Origin of the sequence: Pseudoalteromonas sp. MMG022 (assembly GCF_021654245.1) — a bacterium.
GTDB classification, from domain to species: domain Bacteria; phylum Pseudomonadota; class Gammaproteobacteria; order Enterobacterales; family Alteromonadaceae; genus Pseudoalteromonas; species Pseudoalteromonas amylolytica.
In genome coordinates this window covers 55,655-80,641 of the sequence record NZ_JAKFZQ010000006.1, presented here as the reverse complement: position 1 = coordinate 80,641, position 24,987 = coordinate 55,655, and the positions used below count along the sequence as shown (strand labels likewise).

Annotated in this window: 24 protein-coding genes; 18 read left to right on the top strand and 6 right to left on the bottom strand. The window is 44.1% G+C overall.

Annotation, left to right across the window (positions count from 1 at the left end; all coding sequences use genetic code 11):
* The first annotated feature begins 111 nt into the window (after positions 1–111).
* The 7 genes from purH (at position 112) to serA (ending at position 7,196) form a co-directional block, all read left to right on the top strand.
* Positions 112–1,698: a bifunctional phosphoribosylaminoimidazolecarboxamide formyltransferase/IMP cyclohydrolase gene (gene purH, locus L1070_RS07405; RefSeq protein WP_237125066.1), complete on the top strand. Its 1,587-nt coding sequence runs from the start codon at positions 112–114 to the stop codon at positions 1,696–1,698.
* 98 nt (positions 1,699–1,796) lie between these two features.
* Entirely contained in the window at positions 1,797–2,633 is an 837-nt protein-coding gene (locus tag L1070_RS07400; protein ID WP_237125065.1) for a methyltransferase, read from the top strand.
* Between the two features lie 16 nt (positions 2,634–2,649).
* Positions 2,650–3,933, top strand: a complete 1,284-nt coding sequence (gene purD, locus L1070_RS07395; protein WP_237125064.1) for a phosphoribosylamine--glycine ligase — start codon at positions 2,650–2,652, stop codon at positions 3,931–3,933.
* A gap of 126 nt (positions 3,934–4,059) precedes the next feature.
* Complete coding sequence (locus L1070_RS07390; protein WP_237125063.1) at positions 4,060–4,605, top strand: hypothetical protein; 546 nt, start codon at positions 4,060–4,062, stop codon at positions 4,603–4,605.
* A 10-nt stretch (positions 4,606–4,615) separates the two neighbouring features.
* Complete coding sequence (locus L1070_RS07385) at positions 4,616–5,221, top strand: 5-formyltetrahydrofolate cyclo-ligase (protein WP_070985776.1); 606 nt, start codon at positions 4,616–4,618, stop codon at positions 5,219–5,221.
* A 78-nt stretch (positions 5,222–5,299) separates the two neighbouring features.
* Positions 5,300–5,953, top strand: a complete 654-nt coding sequence (rpiA, locus tag L1070_RS07380) for a ribose-5-phosphate isomerase RpiA (protein ID WP_237125062.1) — start codon at positions 5,300–5,302, stop codon at positions 5,951–5,953.
* Positions 5,954–5,966: 13 nt separating this feature from the next.
* Positions 5,967–7,196 (top strand): phosphoglycerate dehydrogenase, encoded by a 1,230-nt coding sequence (serA, locus tag L1070_RS07375; RefSeq protein ID WP_070985778.1) that lies wholly within the window; start codon positions 5,967–5,969, stop codon positions 7,194–7,196.
* A 61-nt stretch (positions 7,197–7,257) separates the two neighbouring features.
* Here serA and L1070_RS07370 read toward each other — a convergent pair whose 3' ends face one another.
* Both L1070_RS07370 and radA read right to left on the bottom strand, forming a co-directional pair.
* The gene (locus L1070_RS07370) at positions 7,258–8,178 is read right to left on the bottom strand and encodes a hypothetical protein (protein ID WP_237125061.1); all 921 of its coding nucleotides are present in this window, start codon (positions 8,176–8,178) and stop codon (positions 7,258–7,260) included.
* Positions 8,179–8,194: 16 nt separating this feature from the next.
* Positions 8,195–9,565 carry a DNA repair protein RadA gene (gene radA / locus L1070_RS07365; protein ID WP_070985780.1) on the bottom strand — a complete coding sequence of 457 codons (1,371 nt, stop codon included), beginning with the start codon at positions 9,563–9,565 and terminating at the stop codon, positions 8,195–8,197.
* A 194-nt stretch (positions 9,566–9,759) separates the two neighbouring features.
* Between radA and L1070_RS07360 the strand changes: the two genes are divergently transcribed.
* A complete protein-coding gene (locus L1070_RS07360) occupies positions 9,760–12,258 on the top strand; it encodes a PilZ domain-containing protein (RefSeq protein WP_237125060.1) in 2,499 nt (832 codons plus the stop codon).
* 61 nt (positions 12,259–12,319) lie between these two features.
* On the opposite strand, the gene ampE is transcribed toward L1070_RS07360, so the two are convergent.
* The gene (ampE, locus tag L1070_RS07355; protein WP_237125059.1) at positions 12,320–13,171 is read right to left on the bottom strand and encodes a beta-lactamase regulator AmpE; all 852 of its coding nucleotides are present in this window, start codon (positions 13,169–13,171) and stop codon (positions 12,320–12,322) included.
* Positions 13,172–13,182: 11 nt separating this feature from the next.
* Entirely contained in the window at positions 13,183–13,722 is a 540-nt protein-coding gene (gene ampD / locus L1070_RS07350; protein ID WP_237125057.1) for a 1,6-anhydro-N-acetylmuramyl-L-alanine amidase AmpD, read from the bottom strand.
* 136 nt (positions 13,723–13,858) lie between these two features.
* Between ampD and nadC the strand changes: the two genes are divergently transcribed.
* From nadC to yacG, 7 genes are all read left to right on the top strand, one after another.
* Positions 13,859–14,725 (top strand): carboxylating nicotinate-nucleotide diphosphorylase, encoded by an 867-nt coding sequence (nadC, locus tag L1070_RS07345; RefSeq protein WP_237125056.1) that lies wholly within the window; start codon positions 13,859–13,861, stop codon positions 14,723–14,725.
* Between the two features lie 263 nt (positions 14,726–14,988).
* A complete protein-coding gene (locus L1070_RS20335) occupies positions 14,989–15,435 on the top strand; it encodes a pilin (RefSeq protein ID WP_070985785.1) in 447 nt (148 codons plus the stop codon).
* Positions 15,436–15,497: 62 nt separating this feature from the next.
* Positions 15,498–16,727 (top strand): type II secretion system F family protein, encoded by a 1,230-nt coding sequence (locus L1070_RS07330; protein WP_070985786.1) that lies wholly within the window; start codon positions 15,498–15,500, stop codon positions 16,725–16,727.
* Positions 16,728–16,764: 37 nt separating this feature from the next.
* On the top strand, positions 16,765–17,649 hold the full coding sequence (locus L1070_RS07325; protein WP_237125055.1) for an A24 family peptidase: 885 nt from the start codon (positions 16,765–16,767) through the stop codon (positions 17,647–17,649).
* 8 nt (positions 17,650–17,657) lie between these two features.
* Positions 17,658–18,284 (top strand): dephospho-CoA kinase, encoded by a 627-nt coding sequence (gene coaE, locus L1070_RS07320; RefSeq protein WP_237125054.1) that lies wholly within the window; start codon positions 17,658–17,660, stop codon positions 18,282–18,284.
* Positions 18,285–18,414: 130 nt separating this feature from the next.
* Complete coding sequence (gene pilB, locus L1070_RS07315; RefSeq protein WP_237125053.1) at positions 18,415–20,103, top strand: type IV-A pilus assembly ATPase PilB; 1,689 nt, start codon at positions 18,415–18,417, stop codon at positions 20,101–20,103.
* A 69-nt stretch (positions 20,104–20,172) separates the two neighbouring features.
* Complete coding sequence (gene yacG / locus L1070_RS07310; RefSeq protein WP_070985789.1) at positions 20,173–20,418, top strand: DNA gyrase inhibitor YacG; 246 nt, start codon at positions 20,173–20,175, stop codon at positions 20,416–20,418.
* 55 nt (positions 20,419–20,473) lie between these two features.
* Here the strand turns inward: yacG and L1070_RS07305 are convergent, their stop codons facing one another.
* Positions 20,474–20,899 (bottom strand): Spy/CpxP family protein refolding chaperone, encoded by a 426-nt coding sequence (locus L1070_RS07305; RefSeq protein WP_070985790.1) that lies wholly within the window; start codon positions 20,897–20,899, stop codon positions 20,474–20,476.
* A 152-nt stretch (positions 20,900–21,051) separates the two neighbouring features.
* Here L1070_RS07305 and L1070_RS07300 point away from each other — a divergent pair, with 152 nt between their 5' ends.
* Genes L1070_RS07300 through L1070_RS07290 form a run of 3 tightly spaced genes read left to right on the top strand, consistent with a single transcriptional unit; the run spans position 21,052 to position 24,096 of the window.
* Entirely contained in the window at positions 21,052–21,738 is a 687-nt protein-coding gene (locus L1070_RS07300; RefSeq protein ID WP_237125052.1) for a response regulator transcription factor, read from the top strand.
* On the top strand, positions 21,719–23,131 hold the full coding sequence (locus L1070_RS07295) for an ATP-binding protein (protein WP_237125050.1): 1,413 nt from the start codon (positions 21,719–21,721) through the stop codon (positions 23,129–23,131). Before L1070_RS07300 ends, L1070_RS07295 begins: the two co-directional genes overlap by 20 nt.
* On the top strand, positions 23,128–24,096 hold the full coding sequence (locus tag L1070_RS07290) for an alpha/beta fold hydrolase (protein ID WP_237125049.1): 969 nt from the start codon (positions 23,128–23,130) through the stop codon (positions 24,094–24,096). Before L1070_RS07295 ends, L1070_RS07290 begins: the two co-directional genes overlap by 4 nt.
* Here L1070_RS07290 and L1070_RS07285 read toward each other — a convergent pair.
* The gene (locus L1070_RS07285) at positions 24,048–24,881 is read right to left on the bottom strand and encodes a cation diffusion facilitator family transporter (protein WP_237125161.1); all 834 of its coding nucleotides are present in this window, start codon (positions 24,879–24,881) and stop codon (positions 24,048–24,050) included. The genes L1070_RS07290 and L1070_RS07285 overlap by 49 nt on opposite strands.
* Positions 24,882–24,987 lie beyond the last annotated feature (106 nt).

The following is a 24,987-nucleotide window of genomic DNA, read 5'->3' as shown; positions in this document are numbered from 1 at the left end:
AAAATCTCAATCATCAGCCAAGGTTTATGATCGTTTTCTTACGTAAATTAGGCTAAAATAGCGCCCTTCTAAGCTAGCCCTTAACTTATCATTGAGGAAACCTAAACCATCATGGATATACATCGTCCAATTCGTCGCGCGTTATTAAGCGTGTCAGATAAAACCGGTATCGTTGAATTAGCAAGCGCACTGTGTGCTCAAGGCGTAGAGATCCTCTCTACTGGCGGTACTTTCAAACTATTAACTGATAACGGCATTGCAGCCACAGAAGTATCTGACTATACAGGTCACCCAGAGATCATGGATGGTCGTGTAAAAACGTTACACCCTAAAGTACATGGCGGCATCCTAGCACGCCGTGGACAAGACGAAGCAGTGATGGCTGAGAATGATATTTCTGCTATCGATATGGTTGTGGTTAACTTATACCCCTTTGCACAAACCGTTGCAAAAGCTGACTGTAGCCTTGAAGATGCCATTGAGAATATTGATATCGGTGGCCCAACCATGGTTCGTGCTGCGGCTAAAAACCATAAAGATGTTACCATTGTCGTTAATGCCGGTGACTATCAACGTGTAATTGATGAACTAAAAGAAAACAACGGTTCTACAACCTATAAAACACGTTTTGATTTAGCAATTGCGGCCTACGAGCACACCGCTCAGTACGATGGTATGATTGCAAACTACTTTGGTAACATGGTACCTGATTACACTGAAGAAGCTGCAGTTGAGACGAAGTTCCCACGTACTATCAATATGCAATTCACCAAAAAACAAGATATGCGCTACGGTGAAAATTCACATCAAGACGCTGCGTTCTACGTTGAAAACGACCTGCAAGAAGCGTCTGTTGCAACGGCAAAGCAGCTACAAGGTAAAGCCTTGTCATTCAACAATATCGCAGATACTGATGCGGCACTTGAATGTGTTAAAGAGTTCGATGCACCTGCTTGTGTGATTGTAAAGCATGCGAACCCTTGTGGTGTTGCTGTTGATGAAAACATCCTTGCAGCATATGATCGCGCTTTTAAGACCGATCCGACCTCAGCATTTGGTGGCATCATTGCATTTAACCGCCAGTTAGATGCTGATACAGCAGAAGCTATCGTGTCTCGTCAGTTTGTTGAAGTGATCATAGCACCCAGTATTTCTGAAGAAGCAGCGCAAATCGTTGCGGCGAAAAAGAACGTGCGTTTGCTAGAGTGTGGCCAATGGAATACCAAGACAACTCAAGCTGATATCAAACGTGTCAATGGTGGTATCTTAGTTCAAGACCGAGATCAGGGCATGGTAACACTGGACGACCTTACCGTGGTGTCTAAACGCCAGCCTACCGAGCAAGAATTGAAAGATTTATTATTCTGCTGGAAAGTCGCTAAATTCGTGAAGTCTAACGCTATTGTTTATGCCAGAGATGGTATGACGATTGGTGTGGGTGCAGGCCAAATGAGTCGCGTATATTCTGCTAAAATCGCGGGTATCAAAGCGGCAGACGAGAACTTAGAAGTTAAAGGTTCAGTCATGGCATCTGATGCGTTCTTCCCGTTCCGTGATGGCATCGATGCCGCTGCGCAAGCCGGTATCACTGCGGTTATTCAACCTGGTGGCTCAATGCGCGATGAAGAAGTTATCGCCGCAGCCGACGAAGCGGGTATGGCCATGGTATTTACCGGAATGCGTCACTTCCGTCACTAAAAATTACAGCGCGAACCGTTCAACGTTTCGCGCTTTTTGTTTGCACTAAATTCGAGTATTCTGCTTAAAACACAATCACAAAGTGAAGGAACAGAAAGATGAAATTTGGTTTAAAAACACTTCTCACAGCAGCCGTCGTGGCTGCATTAGCTGGCTGTAACGCTAACAACAGCGTTAACACAAACCAAGCTAACGCAGCGGTTGTTTCAGCCGTACAAAGTTCAGAACGCCCTGAAGCACACCGCGCTCGCGATAAGTATCGTAATCCACTAGAAACATTAGAGTTCTTTGGTTTACAAAGTGATATGACAGTGGTTGAAATTACACCTGGTGGCGGTTGGTACTCAGAAATTCTGGCTCCTACGCTCAAAGGTAAAGGTACACTGTATGCTGCACACTTCCCTGCTGACTCTGAGATAGGCTATTACAAGAAATCACTTGCCAGCTTTAAAGATAAAGTTGCAAATGATCCCCGTTATAGTGAAGTAAAAGTGACCGAATTTTTTCCTGTGACCCATTTGGATATTGCCCCAGCAAGCAGCGCTGATATGGTACTCACTTTTAGAAATGTACATAACTGGTACATGCAAAAAGACCATGAAGGACTGTTAAGTGCATTTAAAGCATTTAACAAAGCGTTGAAACCGGGTGGCATCTTAGGTGTTGTTGAGCATCAGTTACCAGAAGATCGTGATGACGCCCAGCAGAAAAGCTCGGGTTATATGAAGCTAAGCTATGTGGTTGATGTAGCAAAACAAGCTGGATTCGAACTAGTGGCTCAAAGCGATATTAACGCTAACCCTAAAGATAGCGCAGACCATCCAAAAGGTGTTTGGACTTTGCCTCCGCACCTAACAATGGGTGAAGAGCAAGCCGAGAAATACAAAGCTATCGGGGAAAGCAATCGCATGACTCTAAAATTTAAGAAGCTTTAAATAGGAAAATTTCGCCATGAATGTACTCGTCATTGGCAGTGGTGGCCGTGAACACGCATTAGCGTTCAAAGCCGCTCAAAACCCATCGGTAAAAACGGTATATGTTGCACCAGGTAATGCAGGTACAGCATTGGAACCAAAAATAACCAATGTTGCTATTGGTGTTGAAGACTTAGATGCACTCGTGTCGTTTGCAAAAGAAAACAATGTCGAACTGACTATTGTAGGCCCTGAAGCGCCACTGGTAATTGGTGTTGTTGATCGCTTTCGCAATGAAGGCTTGGCAATCTTTGGTCCTACGGCAGCTGCGGCTCAACTGGAAGGTTCCAAGTCGTTCACGAAGGACTTTTTGGCCCGCCATGATATCCCAACAGCTCAATACCAAACGTTCGAACAAGTTGAGCCGGCTTTGGCTTATCTTAAAGAGCAAGGCGCCCCTATTGTCGTGAAAGCCGATGGCCTAGCGGCAGGTAAAGGTGTTATCGTCGCCATGACCGAAGCCGAGGCTGAAGAGGCTATTCGCGATATGCTAGCGGGTAATGCTTTTGGCGAAGCGGGTAGCCGCGTTGTCATTGAAGAGTTCCTTGAAGGTGAAGAAGCTTCATTTATCGTCATGGTAGATGGTAAGCATGTTCTCCCTTTTGCCACCAGTCAGGATCATAAACGCGCTTACAACGGCGATCAGGGTCCAAACACAGGTGGTATGGGTGCGTACTCTCCAGCTCCTGTTGTCACCCCAGACATTCATCAACGTATCATGGATGAAGTGATCCATCCGACAGTTGAAGGTATGGCGAGCGAAGGCAACCCTTACACTGGGTTCTTATACGCTGGTTTGATGATTACAGCTGATGGCACACCAAAAGTTATTGAGTACAACTGTCGTTTTGGAGACCCTGAAACTCAGCCAATCATGTTGCGCTTGCAATCAGATTTAGTAGAACTTATCGAAGCGGCTAACCGTGAAGAGTTAGACAAAGTAGATATTAGATTTGATCCTCGCGCAGCTGTGGGCGTGGTACTGGCAGCAAAAGGCTACCCAGGCAACTACCCTAAAGGCGATGCTATCAGCGGCTTGCAAGTAAGCTACCCTGAAGGCGAAAAGGTATTCCACGCAGGCACCAAACAAGATGGCGAAGAGGTCGTTACAGCAGGTGGTCGAGTTTTGTGTGCAACCGCACTTGGACACTCAGTGACAGAAGCGCAAAAAAGAGCCTACTCGCTGGTTAAAGACATCCATTGGGATGGTGTTGAATACCGCACCGATATTGGCTATCGTGCCATTGCCAGAGAGCAATAATACGATCTATTTGGCAGGCCGCTCTAACCGGCCTGCATCATCTTCCCCCTCGCCTCTCGATAACGCATTCGCAACATACAAAAAATTCGGTATACTCAAAGCATTAGCATAGCTTTAGGAACTATCATGTCACAAAAGTATCGAGTCGTGTTTATCGGTTTACAAAGCACTACATCAGCCGAAGAGGTTGTGACAACTTTAAGCTCTAAACTCAATATTGCACCACAAAAGGTTGAGGCCTTTCTTGCCAAAAAACCTCTTTTTGCGCCTGCTGAGCAAAGTAAATCGTTAAAGCAGGTAAAGTTGTTGGAAAGAATGGGTGTTAAAGCTAAGCTTGTCGCCGTTGAGCCACCAGCTGATACCAGCCCTCAAAGTCAAAAAGATGAGCGAGTGTTCGAAGCACTAGATTACATTACCAGTAGCTTAATTCGTATTGAGGAGCGCCTTGAAGAAATAGAACATCGCTTAGGCAACTCATCTGATGAAGACAAAGACGATTCAAAACCAGATAGCTGGCAAGAAGATGAACTATTTGAAGAGCTAGACCTTGATTTAGAGCCCGTCAAAAAAATACCAACCCGCAAGCTCCAATATACCTTAGCGGCCACCCTTATCGTGCTGCTAACCGTATTAGCACTGGCCATAATCTACCCTCAGTGGTTTAATTTATAGCAGAGGCGCCATGTACAATGCCGAACAATCTTCTCTTTCACGTTCAGAAATCCGCAAGAATATTAGAAATGCGAGAAGAAATTTAAGTAATTTAGAGCAGGAACAAGCCGCGAAAAAAATTAATATTAATTTTTTTCAACACAAAAAACTCCCAAATAACGCCCGGATTGGCCTCTATCTCAGTAACGATGGAGAACTTGATACATCCATTTTAATTCAATCACTTAACAAGAAAAGACATCAAGTCTTCCTGCCCGTAATACACCCCTTTAACGGCACAACATTGCTATTCCAGAGGTATGAAAATAATTCACCCATGACACAGAATCGCTATGCTATCTTGGAGCCACAGTTGAATTGCAGTCATATTTGTCCTTTATATGAGCTGGATTACCTCTTAATGCCCCTTGTGGCTTTTGATAAAGAAGGTAACCGCTTAGGCATGGGGGGCGGCTACTACGATAAGACGTTGGCGCGTTACTATCGTGAGCAAATGAAAAAGCCAGAGCTTATTGGCTTAGCTCACGACTGTCAGCAGGTTGAAAAGCTGCCAATACAGGCTTGGGATGTGCCATTACAGCAGATCATCACGCCCAGCAAATTTTATCAATGGTAAAGGGTATTCAGACTCATTCTACACAAACAATTACGGTATACTCTAAGTGTTCAATTTGACAACACAGTGAATTACGTAATGACCCAAGATGAAATGAAAAAAGCCGCAGCCTGGGCTGCGTTGGAATATGTAAAAAAAGATACCATTGTTGGTGTAGGCACAGGTTCAACCGTCAACCACTTTATTGATGCCCTTGGTAGTATCAAAGAACAAATTAAAGGGGCGGTTTCCAGTTCAGAGGCATCCACTGAAAAGCTAAAAGCACTGGGTATTGAGGTATTTGAACTTAACGACGTTGACCAACTAGACGTGTATGTTGATGGCGCTGATGAAATCAATGCTAGCCACGACATGATCAAAGGCGGTGGCGCAGCGTTAACACGCGAAAAGATCGTAGCAGCAGTAGCAAAACAATTTATTTGTATCGTGGATAACACTAAACATGTAGAGACTTTGGGTGCCTTCCCATTACCTGTTGAAGTGATCCCGATGGCTCGCAGCTATGTGGCGCGAGAGTTATTAAAACTGGGTGGTGATCCCGTTTATAGACAAGGAGTTGTTACCGATAACGGCAATGTCATCCTTGATGTGCACAATCTGCAAATCAAAGAGCCAAAGCAGTTAGAAGAAAACATAAACCAGATTGTCGGCGTTGTAACCAACGGCTTATTTGCGCACCGTGGTGCCGATATTGTTATCACAGGAACCCCTGAGGGTCCTAAAATCAGCTAAATAGGAATGAGTCATGAGTAAGGTATCGTTAGCCAAAGAGAAAATCAAAATTTTGCTGTTAGAAGGTGTGCACCAAAGTGCCGTCGAAACTCTAAAGCGTAACGGTTACAGCAACATTGATTATGTCAAAACATCGTTACCTGAAAGTGAATTGCAAGAGCGAATTAAGGATGCCCACTTTGTGGGGATCCGCTCTCGCACCCATTTAACAGAAGCTGTGCTCAATGCCGCAGAAAAGCTCGTTGCTGTAGGTTGTTTTTGTATCGGCACTAACCAAGTAGATTTACAGGCAGCGAAAGAGCGTGGTATTGCCGTATTCAACGCGCCGTTTTCAAATACGCGTTCTGTGGCTGAGTTAGTATTGGGGGAAATCTTGTTGCTCCTTCGTGGTATTCCACAGCGTAATGCCATGGCGCACCGTGGCGAATGGTTTAAATCGGCTGTAGGCTCGTACGAAGCTCGTGGAAAAACACTTGGTATCATAGGTTACGGACATATCGGCACACAACTTGGCATTATGGCTGAAAACATCGGTATGAAAGTTGAGTTTTATGATATCGAAGACAAACTTACGCTTGGTAATGCTCAACAAATTCAAAACCTGACACAGCTATTACAGCGTTCTGACGTAGTTAGCCTACACGTCCCAGAAACCCCTTCAACTAAAAACCTAATCGGTATGGCTGAGCTTGAAGTGATGAAACAAGGCGCTATCCTGATCAACGCTTCACGCGGTACCGTTGTAGACATCGACGCTCTGGCAGAGGCGCTAAGAGATAAAAAGCTTGCCGGCGCTGCTATTGATGTGTTCCCTGTGGAGCCTAAATCAAATGATGAAGAGTTTATTTCTCCACTGCGTGAGTTTGATAACGTTATCCTTACGCCACACGTGGGTGGCTCTACGCAAGAAGCACAAGAAAACATTGGTATTGAGGTGGCAGGTAAAATCGCAAAATACTCAGACAACGGTTCAACCTTAAGTGCAGTCAACTTCCCTGAGGTAGCCTTACCTGAATTGGCAAATCGTAGTCGTCTATTGCACGTGCACCAGAACCGCCCAGGCGTCCTGACGCAAATTAACCAAGCATTTGCACAACATGGTATTAATATCGCAGCGCAATACCTACAAACCGATGATACCATCGGCTATGTGGTAATTGACGTAGACAGCGATCACTCAGAGGTGGCATTAAAAGAGCTCAGCGCCGTTGAAGGCACAATCCGAGCTAGGATTTTGCACTGATATCTATTTACGTTAATGAAAGAGGCCGCTGATCGCGGCCTTTTTCATTACTAGACCCACTTTATGACCCTTCTACTTTCAAATTAAGAAAGTCTGCAGCGGCTTCAGGCTGACCATAAAGCTCATTTAGCCGCGTGGTGAGGCTTGGAAAATTCATCCCCTCAGGTAACTGAGCCGATATGTGCAATCTCTGCAGGCCCTCGGCGAATGCCAGTAACGCATCCTTGACTTTTTGTGTAGAATCAGCGCTATAAACTTGCTCAGTAAACATTTGTTTAAATGCCTCTCTGTCCAGCCCTTGATTTTTTAGATGCTGATCCAGTAAATCTGACAACTGGCCGAGGCTATTTACCTCTAACATAAAAGCACGTGGCTCTAGCTGCATCCATGCATCTGATATACGACCAGAATCACTGGGAGAATTTAATGCATGACTTTGCGTATCCATTTGTAGCCGTTGTTGACGACGTGCATGATAGGCTTCCATAAAAGATGTCGAGTTATTAAAGTTGGCAGACATCGCCATTGATACGATCTTTTTTGCCTCCATTCCCAACTTAATTTCAAGCGCTCCTGAGTCTGGTTCGTAGGCCATCGCAAAAGCAAAATCAAAACGACTCCCCAGTAATAGGGGCGGAAATGTCGCTGGATGCTGCCAAGCTTCCTTATTTAAGCGCATACCCTTTAAACGCACCTCGGTAAATTCACTGACCTCATCAGGGTGAAAACCCTGTAAAGACATAAGTTCAACACTCGCCATCTTTTGATGAGCCGTATTTTTTACTTCCAGGCCCCTGACACTTATTTTGTCACTGAGTAGGTGTACATCTACACTGGCATAGTCGATCTCTACCTGCTCTTGCAGTTCGATTAGCGACAGCTGTTTTTTAAGCGCTTCTTCGGCTTCTTGGTTGGCGAAGTGTTGCACTGCCCCATAAGTAACTAATCCAGCGCCTATCACCATCAATAGGATCTTTCTCATTATTTATTCATTCCTACTAAAATAGCGCCTCTAGCGCTTCACTTAAACTATTAACACCAACCACTTCCATACCTTCAATCGGCTCTTTTGGTTTATTGGCATTGGGCACAATCGCGCGTTTAAAACCATGCTTCGCAGCTTCTTTTAGACGCTCCTGACCACTGGGAACAGGCCTTATCTCGCCACCTAGGCCAACCTCACCAAACACCACAAGTTGCCGCTCCAGCGCGTAATTCTTAAAGCTTGACACCAAAGCAACGATTAATGCTAGATCGGCGCTAGTTTCTGAGACTTTCACCCCTCCCACGACATTAACAAACACATCCTGATCCGCCACTTGCAACCCGCCATGGCGGTGTAACACCGCCAGTAACATAGCTAAACGGTTTTGCTCTAAGCCCACCGTAACGCGCCTTGGGTTTGCCAATTGGGAGTAATCAACCAATGCCTGCACCTCAACCAGCAATGGCCGTGTCCCTTCCCAAATCACCATCACAAGAGACCCAGGTGTTTGTTCTTCGCCTCGGTTGAGAAAAATAGCTGAAGGGTTACTAACTTCTTTAAGCCCCTGCCCTGTCATCGCAAATACACCTAGTTCATTAACTGCACCAAAGCGGTTTTTGTTGCCGCGCAAAGTACGAAAGCGGCTGTCCGAACTCCCTTCTAGTAAAATTGAACAATCAATACAGTGCTCCAATACTTTCGGACCGGCTAAACTGCCATCCTTTGTTACATGGCCGACCATAAAAATAGCGACTTGGTTTTGTTTTGCAAAGCGGGTTAAATAGGCGGCGCTTTCTCGCACTTGAGAAACACTACCAGGTGCTGACTGCACATCGCTCATGTGCATCACCTGAATCGAGTCGATGACCATGATGCTGGGCTTTTCTTGTAGAGCCAGTTGGCAAATAGTTTCTACGTTAGTTTCGGCTAAAGTACGTAATTTGTCAGTGGGCAACCCCAATCTGTGAGCTCGCATGGCAACTTGCTGTAATGACTCTTCACCGGTTACGTATAAGGTGTTCATACTCTGTGCGAGTAAACACATGGTCTGCAACAGGACGGTACTCTTACCCGCACCAGGTGAGCCGCCGATTAAAATGGCACTGCCAGGTACCACCCCACCACCCAACACACGGTCAAACTCTTTAAACCCAGTACTAAAACGTGGCAGGCTCTCAAGGTTGACTTCATCCAACGTTTGTACCTTCGCATCAACCATCCCTGCATATCCGGCCATTGCAGCGCTACGAGGAGGCGCCTTCACCGAGGGCACACGAAACTCTGTCACCGTATTCCAAGCTCGACACTCTGAACATTGCCCCTGCCATCTGGCAAATTCGGCACCACAATCGCTACACACAAAGGCTGTTTTCTTTTTAACCATAACTTAAGGCACACTTTTTGCTTGTACTTTTAACTCAATCTCTGTGCAATATAACCACTGCAATAGCAGACGAAGTTAACAGAATTGTTTAGAATTAATTAACTATGATTTAATATTGTCATAGTTTTGGCTTGATATAACAAATAATAACTAATAAGCCTCAGGGCTTAAACTCGGATAATTAATGGGTCATTATGGCTGAAGATAAGCTACAGAAGTATCAACCTCTGATCAAAGAGTTAAAATCGCAGTTGGGTAACCCCGACTTCGATAAGCTGTTTGAACAGATGACCAAGGATATTTCCAAACCCGACCGATTCTTGCTAAAAATGGAAATGTCTCGCTTATCTCAACCCATCGCCCGTTTTATCGACCTACGAGGGCAAGTTGCTGGTGATGTTAAGCCTTATGAATATGAAGGTAAACAACACTTTATGGACGACCTGGCCATCGAGGTGTTTGAGCGTGAAATTGCACGTCATGGCGGCTATACGCTCGCTGTGTATGAAGAAGTAATGCAAACCGAAAATAATTTTCGGGTCATGCAGAAAAAAGCACAAGATACTGAAAGTCTTGTTCAAGATGTTGTAGAGAAACAACCAGAACACGCTAAGCTAGTGCGCTTTGCCTCCTATGAAAGCCGCATTGAAGAGCGGATGAATTACTCAATTAAAATTTCAATTGAGCTGAATAAAGGGCACCAAGCCACCGGTACCACATCAGATATCTCACTCAGCGGTGCAAAAATTAAACTTGCGGCAAAAGAGCGCGTGAGTCCTGGGCAATTGGTCAGCGTCAGGCTAACAGGGCTTGAGCAAGAGTTTGAGCTGGGACTCAAAGAGGGGATCCAATATGAAGTTATTGCAGTTGAACCAATTTCTTCTGGATTTCAGCACGTTAGGTTGAAAAGAACCTTTATAGAAAACAGTAGTGCATTTGATGAGTTTCTCAATAGCTTTATTCACGGCAATAAACGCCGCTATAAAGTCAATTTAGATAATACCATGGATGCTATAACCTGTAAGGGTTACGAGCAATATTACCAACCTAGGGTTAACTCACTTTTTGTGTTTATTTCACAAAAGGACAAACACCTGTTGCCCACTATTGCGTTAACCAATGAAAATAACGCATTTATTAATTACTATTTTGAAGACGAACGTAAAGTATCCTGCTTGTATCAAATTTTTTCGCAACCTCGATTAGCAGCACTACTGGCACTCTCGAATGCCGTCAAAGAATCGACATTATATAGCTTTACGCACATAAAAGATGGCAAAATATACCACTATTCAGCATTTGATTTTGAATTAGCCAAACAACCTGATTTGCGTAATCTATTCGTTGCCTACGGCGCTCAAAAAAGCAGTTGGCGTACTTACAAAGTTCAGCTCATGCCAAGCCATCATGAAGATGCCTTTATTCCATTATCACTGCCAGCCAATGCCAGCAAAAACATTGAAAAGCTGAACAAGCGACCAACTCCACGCGTGCAAAGCCATATCCAAGACGTGAAGTACTTATTGTTGATTACTGACATTTCTTCACAGTATCAACAAGAGGCCTATCAAAAGGTCAGCTTTGACAAAAGCCTCGTTAATCAGCTCAAAGTATTTGGCCGAGGAAAAGCGCTCAACCCACCAAAGCTCAATGTGATCTCTCTAGATTATATTAATCTGCGAGCACACAAGCGGTATCTGTATAAAACCTCGGTTGTATTACACATAGATGGCGCTGAACCATGTCAAGGGCATACCTTAGACTTATCTGAGATGGGGTTACAAGTAGAACTTGCGCAACCTACGACCTTAACTAAGGGTGCTATTATCCACCTTGATTTACCCGACCTACAAAAGATTACTAAGCAACATACTTTGAGCAACTTGCGTTATGAGGTCGTTGCAATCAGTAAAGCGAAAACCATCATTAATCTTAAAGTAAGCAAACTGACCGACTTACCTCAAGTGGCCAGTGAGTTCTTCAAGCTATTGATTAATAACAACAAAGACAAGTTACAGCCTTGCCAAGAAGCGCCTAGGATCCCAGGGTTATCGACCGCATTGCGAAACATGATCACCAAAAGCGTATGCCAATTCCCATTTTACTTACATAAAGAAACATCGCACTTTAAGATTGGGGCGGTAGGCATAGGGTTGTATCCTACACCGATACACCGCGTATTAATGCATTATCACACCGGTAAACAAGGGCAACTCAATATGAAACCCCTGTTCCCATCGAGCTTCATCGAAAATCACTTAACCGAAGCGCTGCGTAAACACAGCCGTAAAAGCAAACCGCTCAAATACACGCTGTTTGTTGCATTCGATAGCCAGGAAAAGGACATCAACAAAGCCTTCAAAGGGCAATGTATCGAGCAAGACCAACCGCAAGAACCATTATTTTTGTTCCAGAAAAAGGCCATCACAAAGAATATTTTATTTGTGTTTCATCTGCATGTATCAAAAACAGGCCGACCCGATACGGATTATTTGGCCAATGAGCTGCGTTATGTGAGCCACTATGCTTTACATAAAGCAAAAGAACTTGAAGAAGGCTTATGGAAAGTAACTGGTGTGTGTGACTTGATTGATGTGACCGATGAGCACCTGCGAACCCTAGACATTGATAGCAAACTTATCACCGCGATGAGATTGCGAAAACAAACCTACCTAAAAACCCTCCTGAGTTAACAAACGCGGTAAATGTGCCAGTTGCACATTTACCGCCAGTGTTACTTATCACATAGGTGAGTTAAGCCAAGTTACCAAATAACGTCAGCAAAGCGATTAGCACCAAATAAAACAGTATGTTGCGTTTAACTAAGCGCATCATACAACTTGCTTCATATGTACATCCAACGTACTGTTGCTCTATTTGCTCTGCTGCCAGTGCCGTAGATGTGACAACATGTCGATTTGAAACGTTGAAATCAAGTACATATTTAAGCCAACAACTGGTACCTTTAGAAAAGTTACCAATGATCAAATAGCCAAAGCTCGTCAGCCGAGCTGGGACCCAATCAAGCCAATGTAACATCGTTTCAAAACGGCTATATTGTGCCTTGAGTGGGTGTTCTGAATTGTCTTCAATGTCGTCAAATAAACTACGGGTTATGGCATAAAGCACGGCCCCTGGAGCGCCAAGCATAACAAACCAAAATAATACACAGCAATAATGACGAAAATTGATCCACACTAAAGTTTGCCCAAACCACTCACCACCTTGCTCTAATTCTGTACGTTTTTGTCCCATTTGTAAGGCGTATAAAGTTGCGGCTTCATTATCTCCCCGAGTCAGGGCATTTAAATAGCCTTTATAACGCACCCTTTGATGCGCACAACCGATACAAATCAGCAATAGACAGGTGTTCAAAATAAGTTGTGCAAGCACCATATCAAATACGTGGTATACAATGGCTACCAAAATACTGGGGACAACCAGCCAAATCAACACGCCAACACCTGAGCCCATCAGGCCTTTTACCATGCTGTTATCAACACTATGTGCAACATACCCGTTGGTATAGAAGCTCATCTGCCAATAATTCCCTCTGGCAGCTAACCGCTCAATCGCCAACGCAAGAATGATGGAAATTAAAATCATATGTAACTCTTTTATTGTTCAAGTTGATGAAAAAATTCAGACCATTGAAATGCCGGCCCAGGATCCGTTTTTCTATCGGGCGCAATATCGCAATGTCCGACTATGCGTTGCCTAGTAATCGCTGGGTACGCTGCCATTATTTCCTTCGTCACCGCAACCAACTTTTGATATTGCGCCTCACTATATGGCGTATCGTCCGTCCCCTCAAGCTCAATGCCAATGCTAAAATCATTGCACCGATGACGACCTTCAAAGCTAGAGACACCAGCATGCCAAGCACGTTTATTAAACGGCACATACTGAAGCACTTGTCCATCGCGGCGAATAAAGCAGTGTGCAGACACCTCTAACCCCTTTAAATCGCAAAAACTGGGGTGTGCATCACATTCAAGCGTTCCACAAAACAACTCATCCACATAAGCAGTACCAAACTCTCCCGCTGGTAATGAGATGTTATGGATCACTAACAATGAGACCGTTTCTTGTTCAGGCCTATCGTCGTAATAAGTACACGGCCGCCTGTTAGCAGCGCTTAGCCAATCTAGTGACATAATATAAAATGAACGCTAATAATCATACTGTTACCTTATCAAGGTTGATGTTAATTCACTAGCAGCGATTGTGTAAATGCGCGCAACACAGTAAAATTCGCACTCTCCCATAATAGCCAACACAAGTGACAGAACTATGCAAAGCCAACCTATCTCTAATGAACTAATAAGCCAATTGGTAAAACAAGCACTTAACGAAGATCTTAATTACCAGTGTGCAGCTGATGGAGATATCACGGCCCAGTTGATCCCTGAAACGGAGCAAGCAAATGCCTATGTGATCACACGTGAAGACTGTGTGTTCTGTGGCAAAGATCTCATTGTTGAAGTATTCAAACAAGTTGACCCGCAAGTTAAAGTGGAAGTGCTGGTTGACGATGGCGATCACGTGAGTGCGAACTCAAAGCTGTTCACTGCATCGGGCTCGGCTCGCTCGATTCTTACAGCAGAGCGTACTGCTTTGAATTTTGTTCAGTCTTTGTCTGGTACCGCAACCACAACCGCTCACTACGTAAAGGCGCTTGCGGGTAGCCAAACACAGTTACTTGATACGCGGAAAACCATTCCGGGTTTAAGAGCATTACAGAAATATGCAGTAACCTGTGGTGGCGGTAAAAACCACCGTATCGGTCTATTCGATGCCTTTTTGATCAAAGAGAATCACATTGCAGCTTGCGGTGGCATTGCCAATGCGGTCAGTAAAGCGAAAACAAACCATCCCAATAAGCCAGTCGAGGTGGAAGTCGAGAGCCTAGATGAGCTTGCACAGGCCCTACAAGCCGGTGCCGACATCATCATGTTAGATAACTTCACAGTAACTGACATCAAACAAGCCGTTGAATTGACTCAGGGCAAGGCAAAACTGGAAGTTTCAGGTAACATGACACTTGATACCCTAACAACGTATGCACAAGCGGGCGTCGACTTTATTTCTAGTGGCGCATTAACAAAGCACTTGTGCAGTATTGACTTATCCATGCGTTTTGTTGAGCAAAAGGCATAAATTATTCTAAATATTGCGAATAATTGGTTCTAATTGATTGACAAGCGCGCTATGAAACCGTTAAATACGACGAAAGAATGAGTTTGATAACAAGCTATTAAAAAACGTATTTATTAAGTTTATACGGCATTTCAATAGCAAACGTGCAATCATGCGCTTTTAACACCTATAATTGAAGCTATTAAGTTTCAAAACCATAAAGATTTTAATATCTTTCTAACTTACAATTACCGAGTTAGACACAGTTCCTTAGGAGACACATCATGGCAAGACAACAACAGGGTGGCTTTACCCTTATTGAGTTAATGATAGTAGTAGCTATTATTGGTATTTTATCCGCTGTGGCATTGCCTGCGTATCAGGATTATGTTGCTCGCTCACAAGCAGCCGAAGCGGTTTCTCTATCCGCCGGTGCAAAAACGGCTATTGCTGAATATCATCAAATCAATGGTTCATACCCAACTGCAGACACTGCTCCATCTTTAACTGACTTAGCAGCGACAGGTACCTATTCAGCATTAGAAGTACAGGCTAACGGCGTTATTGTTGTAACTATGGATGCTACCGATGCAGTATCAGCACTACAAAGTGAGACTTTCACGTTTACACCTAACACCGCAGATAATGCATTTAAATGGACCTGCGTAAGTAGCTTAACGGATGCTAGCTTAGTGCCTCAAGGCTGTACTGCAACAGCGGCTACAAACTAAAAGCCTTAAAGCAGTTGCTAAGCAACTGCTTTTCTCCTTACTTTACAGCTAAGCGGTGCAACATGGCGAAAAATACTGGTGAAAAATCCTTAGACACGTTCCAGTGGGTTGGCGTCAGTACCCGAGGTAAACGCCTTGAAGGAGAAATGACCGGCACCAGCATAGCTTTGGTTAAAGCACAATTGCGCAAACAAGGTATTACTCCCTCCAAAGTAAAACGTAAACCCAAAGCAATTTTTGGTCTAAACCGTAGCCCGAAAATTAGCGCCAAAGATATCGCCGTCACCACTCGTCAAATCGCCACGATGCTCAACGCTGGCGTACCGCTTATTCAAGTGTTGGACATGATAGGCTCTGGCATTAACAATAAAAGCCTTAAAAAGCTGATCTCCAGCATTGCCGATGAAGTACGTGCAGGCCAGCCCTTGTCTAAGTGCTTGCGTGCCTACCCTCGTCATTTCGATGATTTATATTGTGACTTAGTGCAATCAGGTGAACAGTCAGGTTCGTTAGACCATGTTTTTGAGCGTATCGCCATCTACAAAGAAAAAGCAGAAGCACTGAAGTCAAAAATCAAAAAGGCGCTGTTTTATCCTATTGCCGTAATTGTTGTCGCCTTAATTGTAACCTCTATTCTATTGATCTTTGTTGTTCCGCAGTTTCAAGAAATCTTCAATGGCTTTGGTGCCGAGCTGCCCGCTTTCACACTTATGGTTATCGCCATCTCAGAAGTAATGCAAAAATACTGGTGGATGGTGCTCGGTGTGTTATTTTTTGGTGGTTATCTCTACAAAGAGATGCTTTTTAAATCAAAAGCGCTACGTAGTTTTAACGACAGGTTACTCCTAACACTACCAGTTGTAGGACCCATTCTTGATAAAGCCGCTGTTGCCCGTTACGCCAGAACCTTGTCTACAACGTTTGCAGCAGGGGTGCCGTTGATTGATGCACTTGACTCTGCTGCTGGCGCCTCGGGAAATGCCATTTTCCGAGATGCAATTTTAGATATAAAAAGTGAAGTCAGCTCGGGTAACCAAATGAACTGGGCCATGAGAAATACCAGTGTGTTTCCCGATATGGTGATCCAAATGGTGGCTATTGGCGAAGAGTCAGGCACCCTAGACAGCATGCTGGCAAAAGTCGCCAATATTTACGAGCAGGAAGTAGATGATTTGGTCGACGGCCTCTCTAGCCTGCTTGAGCCGTTAATTATGGCTGTGTTAGGTGTGCTGATTGGTGGCCTTATCATTGCCATGTATTTACCTATCTTCCAGTTGGGTTCGGTTATTTAACCTGACCCATAAAATCTAAACAAAAATAAGAACAGTTATGCTAGATGTTTTTCAGTTAATGCAAGCTCAAACTTGGTTTTTTTTGCTCTGCGTCGGTTTAATCAGCCTATGCATTGGTAGCTTTTTGAACGTGGTCATTTATCGCCTGCCTGTGATGATGAATAAGCAATGGCGTGATGAATGTAAACTAATACTAAGTGACGAAAGCCCCGAGCCTAAGCATGCTCAGGCAGAGACATTTAATTTAGCCGCACCAGGCTCCCACTGCCCTAACTGCAACACTAAAATTAAATTTTGGCAAAATATTCCTCTGCTTAGCTGGCTTTTACTACGTGGCAAATGTGCTCACTGTAAAACAACAATTTCAGTACGCTATCCATTGGTGGAACTCGGTACCGCTTTAGTGTCTTTGTTCGTTGCTCAGCACTTTGGCGCAACGCCACAATGTGTACTGTTTTTAGTGCTGACCTGGGCATTGATAGCGTTAATCTTTATAGATATTGATCACATGCTACTGCCCGATCAAATAACCCTTCCTTTGCTGTGGCTTGTACTCCTTGCCAGTGTGCAAGGACTCACTATTGCGCCCAAAGACGCAATTACAGGGGCCGCTGTTGGCTATCTTAGTTTGTGGAGTGTGTACTGGTTGTTTAAATTGACCACCGGAAAAGAAGGTATGGGTTATGGTGACTTTAAACTGCTCGCTATTTTTGGTGCACTACTAGGCTGGCAAGCCATCTTAACGATTGTGCTTTTATCTAGCGTCGTGGGCGCAGTAATAGGCAGTATTCAGCTGGCTGTGCAAGGCAAAGACAAAAGCACACCCATTCCCTTTGGCCCTTATCTGGCCATTGCTGGGTGGATAACCCTGTTATATGGTGACACCATTGAACGTTGGTATTTTAATCTAGTTCTTGCGTGAGTGATATTATGAGTAATTGGGTGTTAGGACTCACCGGTGGCATTGGTGTCGGAAAAACCGCTGTCAGTAATGCTCTTGCTGATAAAGGGATTGTGATTGTCGATGCGGATGTCATCGCTAAAGACGTTGTAGCCAAGGGCAGCCCGGGCCTCAATGCTATTGCCAATCAATTTGGTGCAGATATGCTCTTGCCTGACGGCAGTTTGAACAGAGCTAAACTACGCGAGCTGATCTTTGCCGATGAGCGTGCTAAAACGTGGTTAGAGCAATTATTACACCCTATGATCCGTAGCGAGATCTTAGCTCAACTTAATCAGGCCAAAGGCCCCTATGTAGTGCTCTCCGCACCGTTATTATTTGAAAACAACTTAGATGCGCTTTGCGATCACACGTTGTTGGTTGACGTACCTGAACATATTCAAATAGCTCGCACTGCTGCGCGTGACCATGTTCCCACTGAACAAGTGGAAAAAATCATCACCGCACAAATGTCTCGTTCTGAGAAACAAAAACGAGCAAACACTATACTAAATAATGATAAATCATTAACTGATATGTATAATGAGTTAGAATTGTTACATCAAAACTTTGTCTCTATTGCATTAAATCATTCAACAAGTAAACCGCATTCATAATGCTAGCTAAGCTAACGGCGCCGAGCGCAAATAGATGCTAACTCAATAAAAGCTTGTTGCAGGTTCATAAGTTTATTTATAACTGATTGATGTAGATTGAAGTAGTTGATATATCTTTATCTGAGGGCTTATGGAACATCACTCACCATTATTACGCAAATTTATTACGCTTGGTCGCGTAACCCCAGAGCAAATTAAGAATAAGCAACGCGAAGCACAATCAACCGCTGAGCTGATTTGTTTATGCAGCGGCATGAAAAGCTCAGAGCTGGCAGCTCAATGCCTAGATTTATTCCGAGTGCCATTATTTGATCTGAGTGAATTTGATATTGAACAAATTCCTGAGAATCTTATCAATGAAAAGCTGATCCGCAAGCACCAAGTATTACCCCTTTATAAAAAGGGCCGTAAACTTTATATCGCGGCGTCTGATCCTACCGATTACGGGGCATTTGAAAACTTTGAGTTCAGTTCTGGGTTGCAGTGTGATGTGGTGGTCGTTGACCATAAGCAACTTGAAAAGAAAATTGACCAACTTTTTGACTCGACCAGTGGGCTTTCGCTCAGTGAAGACGAGTTTCAAGAGTTTGCTAACCTTGACATCGAAGATGATCAAAAATCACTACAAAACGTTGAAAACAAAGAAAAGGACAAAGATGATGCACCCATCATTGTATATATCAATAAAATTTTGATGGATGCAATTAAAAAAGGTGCGTCTGATTTACACTTTGAACCTTATGAACATAAGTACCGTATTCGTTTTCGTATTGACGGCCTGTTGCATGAAATGGCAAGTCCACCAACCTCTTTGTCTACAAGGCTTGCCGCGCGCATCAAAGTCATGTCACGCCTTGATATCGCAGAGAAACGCAGGCCACAAGATGGTCGTATAAAATTAAAAATATCGGAACGTAAAAGCATTGATTTTCGTGTCAGTACCATGCCCACAATGTGGGGCGAGAAAATAGTAATGCGTATCCTTGATTCCTCTAGTGCCATGATGGGGATTGACGCTCTGGGCTATGAGAGCGAACAAAAGCAAATGTATCTTGATGCGTTAGCGCAACCACAAGGCATGATCTTGGTGACGGGCCCTACAGGTTCGGGTAAAACGGTCTCATTATATACAGGATTAAATATCCTCAATAAACCTGAGCGAAACATCAGCACCGCGGAAGATCCTGTTGAAATCAACCTTGAAGGCATCAATCAGGTTCAGATAAATCCAAAAGCTGAGATGACTTTTGCTAATGCACTCAAAGCCTTTTTGCGCCAAGACCCTGATGTCATCATGGTCGGTGAGATCCGTGATTTAGAAACCGCCGAAATCGCTATCAAGGCAGCTCAAACTGGGCACCTTGTAATGAGCACCCTGCATACCAATTCAGCACCTGAAACACTGACACGCCTGCTCAACATGGGCGTTCCCGCTTACAACGTAGCCAGTTCGGTCAACTTGATTATTGCCCAGCGCTTGGCCCGTCGTCTGTGTAATCATTGCAAAAAGCCTGAGACTTTGCCTAAAGATGAGTTGCTCAAGCAAGGCTTTAGTGAAGCACAAATCGCAAACATTACGCTTTTTGCCCCACAGGGCTGCGAACATTGTACCGATGGTTACAAAGGCCGTGTTGGTATTTATGAAATGGTCCCGATCACACCTGAAATTTCACAATTAATCATGTCTGGAGGCAACTCTATGCAAATTGCGCAAATGGCTCAACAGCTTGGCTACGAAAACTTAAGAACATCTGGACTGAAAAAAGCGGCGTCAGGCCTCACATCATTGACTGAAATAAATCGCGTAACAAGCTTTTAGTCACACGGCTCTGGCATCTGGGGGTTAATTTAATTAGACTGTCGGCAAAATACACCAAGGGAGCACCCTATGCCCACGCTTGTAAAATGCCCAACTTGCCAAGCCGATGTAACTTGGTCTGAGCAAAGCCCAAATCGACCTTTTTGTTCAAAAAGATGCCAACTGATTGACTTGGGTGACTGGTCGTTTGAAAACAATAAAATCTCTACGGCTATCACGTCAGATACGCAGATGAGCACCCAAGATCAACAAGAAATGATTGAAGACATCGAAGCCATGTTAGCAAAAAATGATGATTCGTTTTTTCAACAATAGTTAGAATAAAGACGGCCGTTAGTCGAGCGTATCGGCTAACGGCAAAATAGACATATCAGTGGTGTTTTTTCATTTTATGATGTGCAATCTTTTGTAGCTTGTCACGCTGCTCTTGATTTAATACCTGTCTGATCTGATGCTTACTCTTCAATTTAGCAAGCAGTGCTTCACCCTTCGCTTCGCTACTTTTCGCAATCAAAGCTTTGGCTTGTTGCTCGTCAAAATAATCATTTTCCATCAGCGCCTTAAAATCATCTTTGTACTCTGCGCGTGATGCTTTCAGTGCTTTCATTGCTGATTTCTTCTGTTCGAGGATCTGAGCTATTTTATCTTGCTGGTCCTGGCTTAGGCTGAGCTTTTTGACCGCTTTTTCTGTCAATAAAAAGTGCTTGTCGTGATGACCCTGCCCTGCTTGAGCCAAAGAAGCGAATAATAATGTGCCTGTAAGTGCCAATGTACTTAATGTTGATGTTACTTTCATAAAGAGTTCCTTTGGGTTATTAGTGAACATACATGGTTAGCTTAATTGCTCGGGTGCAAAGCAACGCAAAGCAATGTAAAGGCTATGTAAAGATCTGCAATTTAATATTTTGCAAGGTAAACTACTGTTATCTCCCATAGAAAAAAGACGTTATGAGTAAGCTGCTATTAATTGAAGATGATCACACCTTAAGTGATTTACTCGCTGAATATCTTAGAGCTCAAGGCTGTGAAGTATTGCAGGCCTTTGATGGCGAACAGGGCTTAGAGTTGGCTACCAGTGAACCTTTTGATGTTGTCTTGCTCGATGTCATGCTACCTGTGTTAGATGGCTTTGAAGTACTTAAAAAACTCAGGGCCACACACTTAACACCAGTTATCATGCTTACCGCAAAAGGCGATGACTTTGATCGCATATTTGGTCTTGAGTTAGGTGCCGATGACTATTTACCAAAACCCTTTAACCACAGAGAATTACTTGCTCGAATACATGCCATTGGCCGCCGTATTGATTACGTCAAACAAACAAGTCAACAGGTTCAACTGCTAAGCATTAGTCATGTAACACTCAATGAGTCAGCACGCCGAGTTTGCGTTGCTGGGCATGAACTCACACTAACGGGAACCGAGTTTGCGGTATTACATCAGCTTATGAGCCACGTCGGTAAAGTAGTTAGTAAAGATGCACTGAGCCAACATGTACTTGGTCGCCGCTTGGCCCCCTTTGACCGCTCGATTGATGTACATGTCAGTAACTTACGTAAGAAAATTGCCAAATATTCCGAGACTAACTGTATTCAAACCATCAGAGGTAGCGGCTATGTTTTCTTGGATCACTAAGGTGCAACAGCATTGTCAAAAAGTACGCCAGAAAATGAGTCCATCGGGGCTGTTTTTCCAAGCCTTTTTAAGTTTCTGGCTCACTATTTTCAGCATTTTGGTGCTACTCGTATTGCTCAGTCAACTGCAACCCGAGCGGCTTGAAACTAAAGCCTTAAAAGGTAAGTTATTAAATTCGATGGTGCACCTGCAACAAAACATCGAAAGACTGGTAAACGTTAAACAAAAACCTCTTACAAAAGTTATTGCTCATCCTCGCTTTAACGAGCATAAATGGTTGTATTTAGCCCATTCAAACATAGAGCAAAGCCTGACATCACAACCCAACAAATATAATTTGGATCTGTCATTACTGCACTTTGATGAACCTCAGGTTCCCCAGTTTATCGCCACGGAACGCTACTTTGCTTATGGCCCTTTTGAGCTCAATGTACAGGGTGAACGTTATCAGCTATTCCAAATTAAGCCACTACGCGAGCCCCCTTTATTGATGCGTATAAAGATGCTGCCCTTTTGGCTTAAAGCCCTCGCAGTGCTATTACCTTCTGTATTATTGAGCATTCTTTTCAGTCGCCGCCTAGTCGCGCCACTCAATTCGTTGGGCAGCAGCGCTAAAGCACTGGCATCGGGTGAGCTTACCGCCCGCGTACAAATTCCAAAGCATCGCCGCGATGAAGTCACAATATTGATGCATGACTTCAACCACATGGCAGACAAACTTGAGCAAAGCGTAAACACGCATAAACAACTGCTGGCGGATGTTTCTCACGAGCTGCGCTCTCCGCTCACCCGCTTGAGTCTGGCCAATGCTTTGGCACAAGACAACGCCAATGAACAACAACTCGCCTATTTGACTAGAATTGAAAAAGAAGCCCAGTGTTTGGACAAGATGCTGTCTGATATCTTAACTCTGTCACGTTTAGAGCATGGGCAGCAGACTCTGCATGTACAGCAGGTAAGTATGGCGACATTACTTGATAACATACTGCTTGATGCGCAATTTGAAGCCGAGCAGATGGGTAAAGAGCTGCACATTGCAACATTACCTGAGTTAACTCTATCATGTGATGGAGAGTTACTAAGCAGCGCAATTGAAAACGTGCTCCGTAACGCCATCAAGTATGCAGCGCAGACTATAAATATATCCTTTACGGTAACCAATAATCAAATTGAAATTTGTATCGCGGATGATGGTGAAGGCGTGTCAGAAGAAGCCCTGAAACAGCTATGCCAGCCTTTTTATCGCACTAGCCAGTCGCGAAATCGTGATAGCGGTGGAATAGGCTTGGGCCTGGCCATTGCCAAACGTGCTATTTTCGCGCACCATGGTACATTGCAGTTTAACCACAATCAGCCTCATGGCCTCTTAGTGATAATGACACTACCAATATGAATTTTTATAGCTACAGCGCCTCATTGGCACTACATAACGGCGACATAGAAAAGCACTGGCAGCGCTCTCAACAGGGCTATTTTGCAGGTTCCTCTGGACGGCTATTCTATAGCTATCACTTACCTGCAGCAGCCAAATACAGTGTCGTGTTAGTGAGTGGGCGTATTGAGTCTGCGTGGAAATATCAAGAACTTCTGTGGGAGTTGGCACAAAACAACATCGCTGTTTTTACTTATGATCACATTGGTCAAGGGCTATCTGAGCGGCTAACAAGCAACCCCCAGGTTGGTTATGTGCGAAAGTTTTCTGACTATGCTGATGACTTAAATACATTCATCAATAACATCGTGCGACCACAACAAAAAGGCGAACTGTTCATTCTCGCTCATTCAATGGGCGCGGCCATTACATGTGACTATCTCGCCCGCCATGATAATCATATCAGCGGGGCATTCTTATCCGCCCCGATGTTTGATATCCACACTCACAATACGCCGTATAAACTGGCGAAGTGGATTGCTAAAATGGGTTGTTGGCTTGGCTTTAGTAAATATTATGCCATTGGGCAAAGCAACTATCTCAACCTGCCATTTGATGAAAACCAACTTACACACTGTCATACACGCTATCAGCGTTTTCGCACGCTGTATCAAAACGAGGCTGAATTGTGTTTAGGTGGCGTCAGTTTTGGCTGGCTCAACCAAGCTTTTAAGTTCATCAGCTCAATCCCTAAGTTGGAAATTCACTGCCCACTATTTATTGCCAGTGCTGAGCAAGATGATGTCGTTGATAATCATGCCCAGCAGCGATTTGCACAAAACCATCCTACAGCTCAGTTACACTCGTTTGCAGGGGCACGGCATGAACTGCTATGCGAACAAGACACAATCCGTTATGCAGTGATGGAACATTTTTATCAGTTTTGTGATGATCTGGCTTTAACCGCCAAAGACACGGGGTCTTGATGTATCAAAACATCTAATTCACCTTCAAACGCTTGTTGGATCATCTCAACTACCTCATCAGAGACCGCATGGGCGCGCATCAACGGCATATCATCATCAAGCTCTAGATGTAATTGAATAAATTTGACTTTACCACTTTGCCGAGTTCGTAATTCGTGTACTCCATATACATCCTCATGGCTCGACGCAAGCAGCACAATCTCCGCTTTTTCTTCATCTGGAAGCTCCTTGTCCATTAAATGGCCCGCACTTTCTTTTGCAATATCCCAGCAATTGTAAAGTAGGTATCCAGCAACGGCGATGGCAAAAATAGGATCGGCTTTAGACATCCCGTAATTAGAAAGTAAAATAGCCACCAAAACCGCCAAGTTTAATAGCACATCCCCCTTGTAGTGCAATGAATCTGCTTTTACTGCGACAGAATGAGTGCGTTTGACCACTTGGTACTGGACCATCACCACCAGTAAAGTACAAACGATAGCAAACAAGCTTACCCATACGCCCAACAGCGAGTGCTTGAGTACAACAGGGTTGAAAATACGTTCTATGGCGTGAAATGTCAGTAGGATGGCAGAGCCTGCAATAAATGCTGCTTGGCCTAATCCTGCTAGGGCTTCTGCTTTACCGTGACCAAAGCGATGTTCGTCATCGGCTGGGCGAAGCGCATAACTTAATACCAAGAAACTCATCATTGAGGCACTAATATCCAACAAAGAATCCGTAAGAGAGCCCAACATTGACGCGCTTCCTGAAGCCAACCACGCCCAACATTTGGTCGCTATCATTAAACTCACCATCACCATAGTGAATATGCTCGCAAAGCGAACAAGTACATCATAACTTGGTTTCACCGTTTCCCCTGGATTTCTGCTTCATGCAGATTTGTAAAAG

Coding starts and splice junctions, on each gene's coding strand:
- purH (WP_237125066.1), top strand. CDS start 112: ATGGATATACATCGTCCAATTCGTCGCGCGTTATTAAGCGTGTCAGAT.
- L1070_RS07400 (WP_237125065.1), top strand. CDS start 1,797: ATGAAATTTGGTTTAAAAACACTTCTCACAGCAGCCGTCGTGGCTGCA.
- purD (WP_237125064.1), top strand. CDS start 2,650: ATGAATGTACTCGTCATTGGCAGTGGTGGCCGTGAACACGCATTAGCG.
- L1070_RS07390 (WP_237125063.1), top strand. CDS start 4,060: ATGTCACAAAAGTATCGAGTCGTGTTTATCGGTTTACAAAGCACTACA.
- L1070_RS07385 (WP_070985776.1), top strand. CDS start 4,616: ATGTACAATGCCGAACAATCTTCTCTTTCACGTTCAGAAATCCGCAAG.
- rpiA (WP_237125062.1), top strand. CDS start 5,300: ATGACCCAAGATGAAATGAAAAAAGCCGCAGCCTGGGCTGCGTTGGAA.
- serA (WP_070985778.1), top strand. CDS start 5,967: ATGAGTAAGGTATCGTTAGCCAAAGAGAAAATCAAAATTTTGCTGTTA.
- L1070_RS07370 (WP_237125061.1), bottom strand. CDS start 8,178: ATGAGAAAGATCCTATTGATGGTGATAGGCGCTGGATTAGTTACTTAT.
- radA (WP_070985780.1), bottom strand. CDS start 9,565: ATGGTTAAAAAGAAAACAGCCTTTGTGTGTAGCGATTGTGGTGCCGAA.
- L1070_RS07360 (WP_237125060.1), top strand. CDS start 9,760: ATGGCTGAAGATAAGCTACAGAAGTATCAACCTCTGATCAAAGAGTTA.
- ampE (WP_237125059.1), bottom strand. CDS start 13,171: ATGATTTTAATTTCCATCATTCTTGCGTTGGCGATTGAGCGGTTAGCT.
- ampD (WP_237125057.1), bottom strand. CDS start 13,722: ATGTCACTAGATTGGCTAAGCGCTGCTAACAGGCGGCCGTGTACTTAT.
- nadC (WP_237125056.1), top strand. CDS start 13,859: ATGCAAAGCCAACCTATCTCTAATGAACTAATAAGCCAATTGGTAAAA.
- L1070_RS20335 (WP_070985785.1), top strand. CDS start 14,989: ATGGCAAGACAACAACAGGGTGGCTTTACCCTTATTGAGTTAATGATA.
- L1070_RS07330 (WP_070985786.1), top strand. CDS start 15,498: ATGGCGAAAAATACTGGTGAAAAATCCTTAGACACGTTCCAGTGGGTT.
- L1070_RS07325 (WP_237125055.1), top strand. CDS start 16,765: ATGCTAGATGTTTTTCAGTTAATGCAAGCTCAAACTTGGTTTTTTTTG.
- coaE (WP_237125054.1), top strand. CDS start 17,658: ATGAGTAATTGGGTGTTAGGACTCACCGGTGGCATTGGTGTCGGAAAA.
- pilB (WP_237125053.1), top strand. CDS start 18,415: ATGGAACATCACTCACCATTATTACGCAAATTTATTACGCTTGGTCGC.
- yacG (WP_070985789.1), top strand. CDS start 20,173: ATGCCCACGCTTGTAAAATGCCCAACTTGCCAAGCCGATGTAACTTGG.
- L1070_RS07305 (WP_070985790.1), bottom strand. CDS start 20,899: ATGAAAGTAACATCAACATTAAGTACATTGGCACTTACAGGCACATTA.
- L1070_RS07300 (WP_237125052.1), top strand. CDS start 21,052: ATGAGTAAGCTGCTATTAATTGAAGATGATCACACCTTAAGTGATTTA.
- L1070_RS07295 (WP_237125050.1), top strand. CDS start 21,719: ATGTTTTCTTGGATCACTAAGGTGCAACAGCATTGTCAAAAAGTACGC.
- L1070_RS07290 (WP_237125049.1), top strand. CDS start 23,128: ATGAATTTTTATAGCTACAGCGCCTCATTGGCACTACATAACGGCGAC.
- L1070_RS07285 (WP_237125161.1), bottom strand. CDS start 24,881: ATGATAGCGACCAAATGTTGGGCGTGGTTGGCTTCAGGAAGCGCGTCA.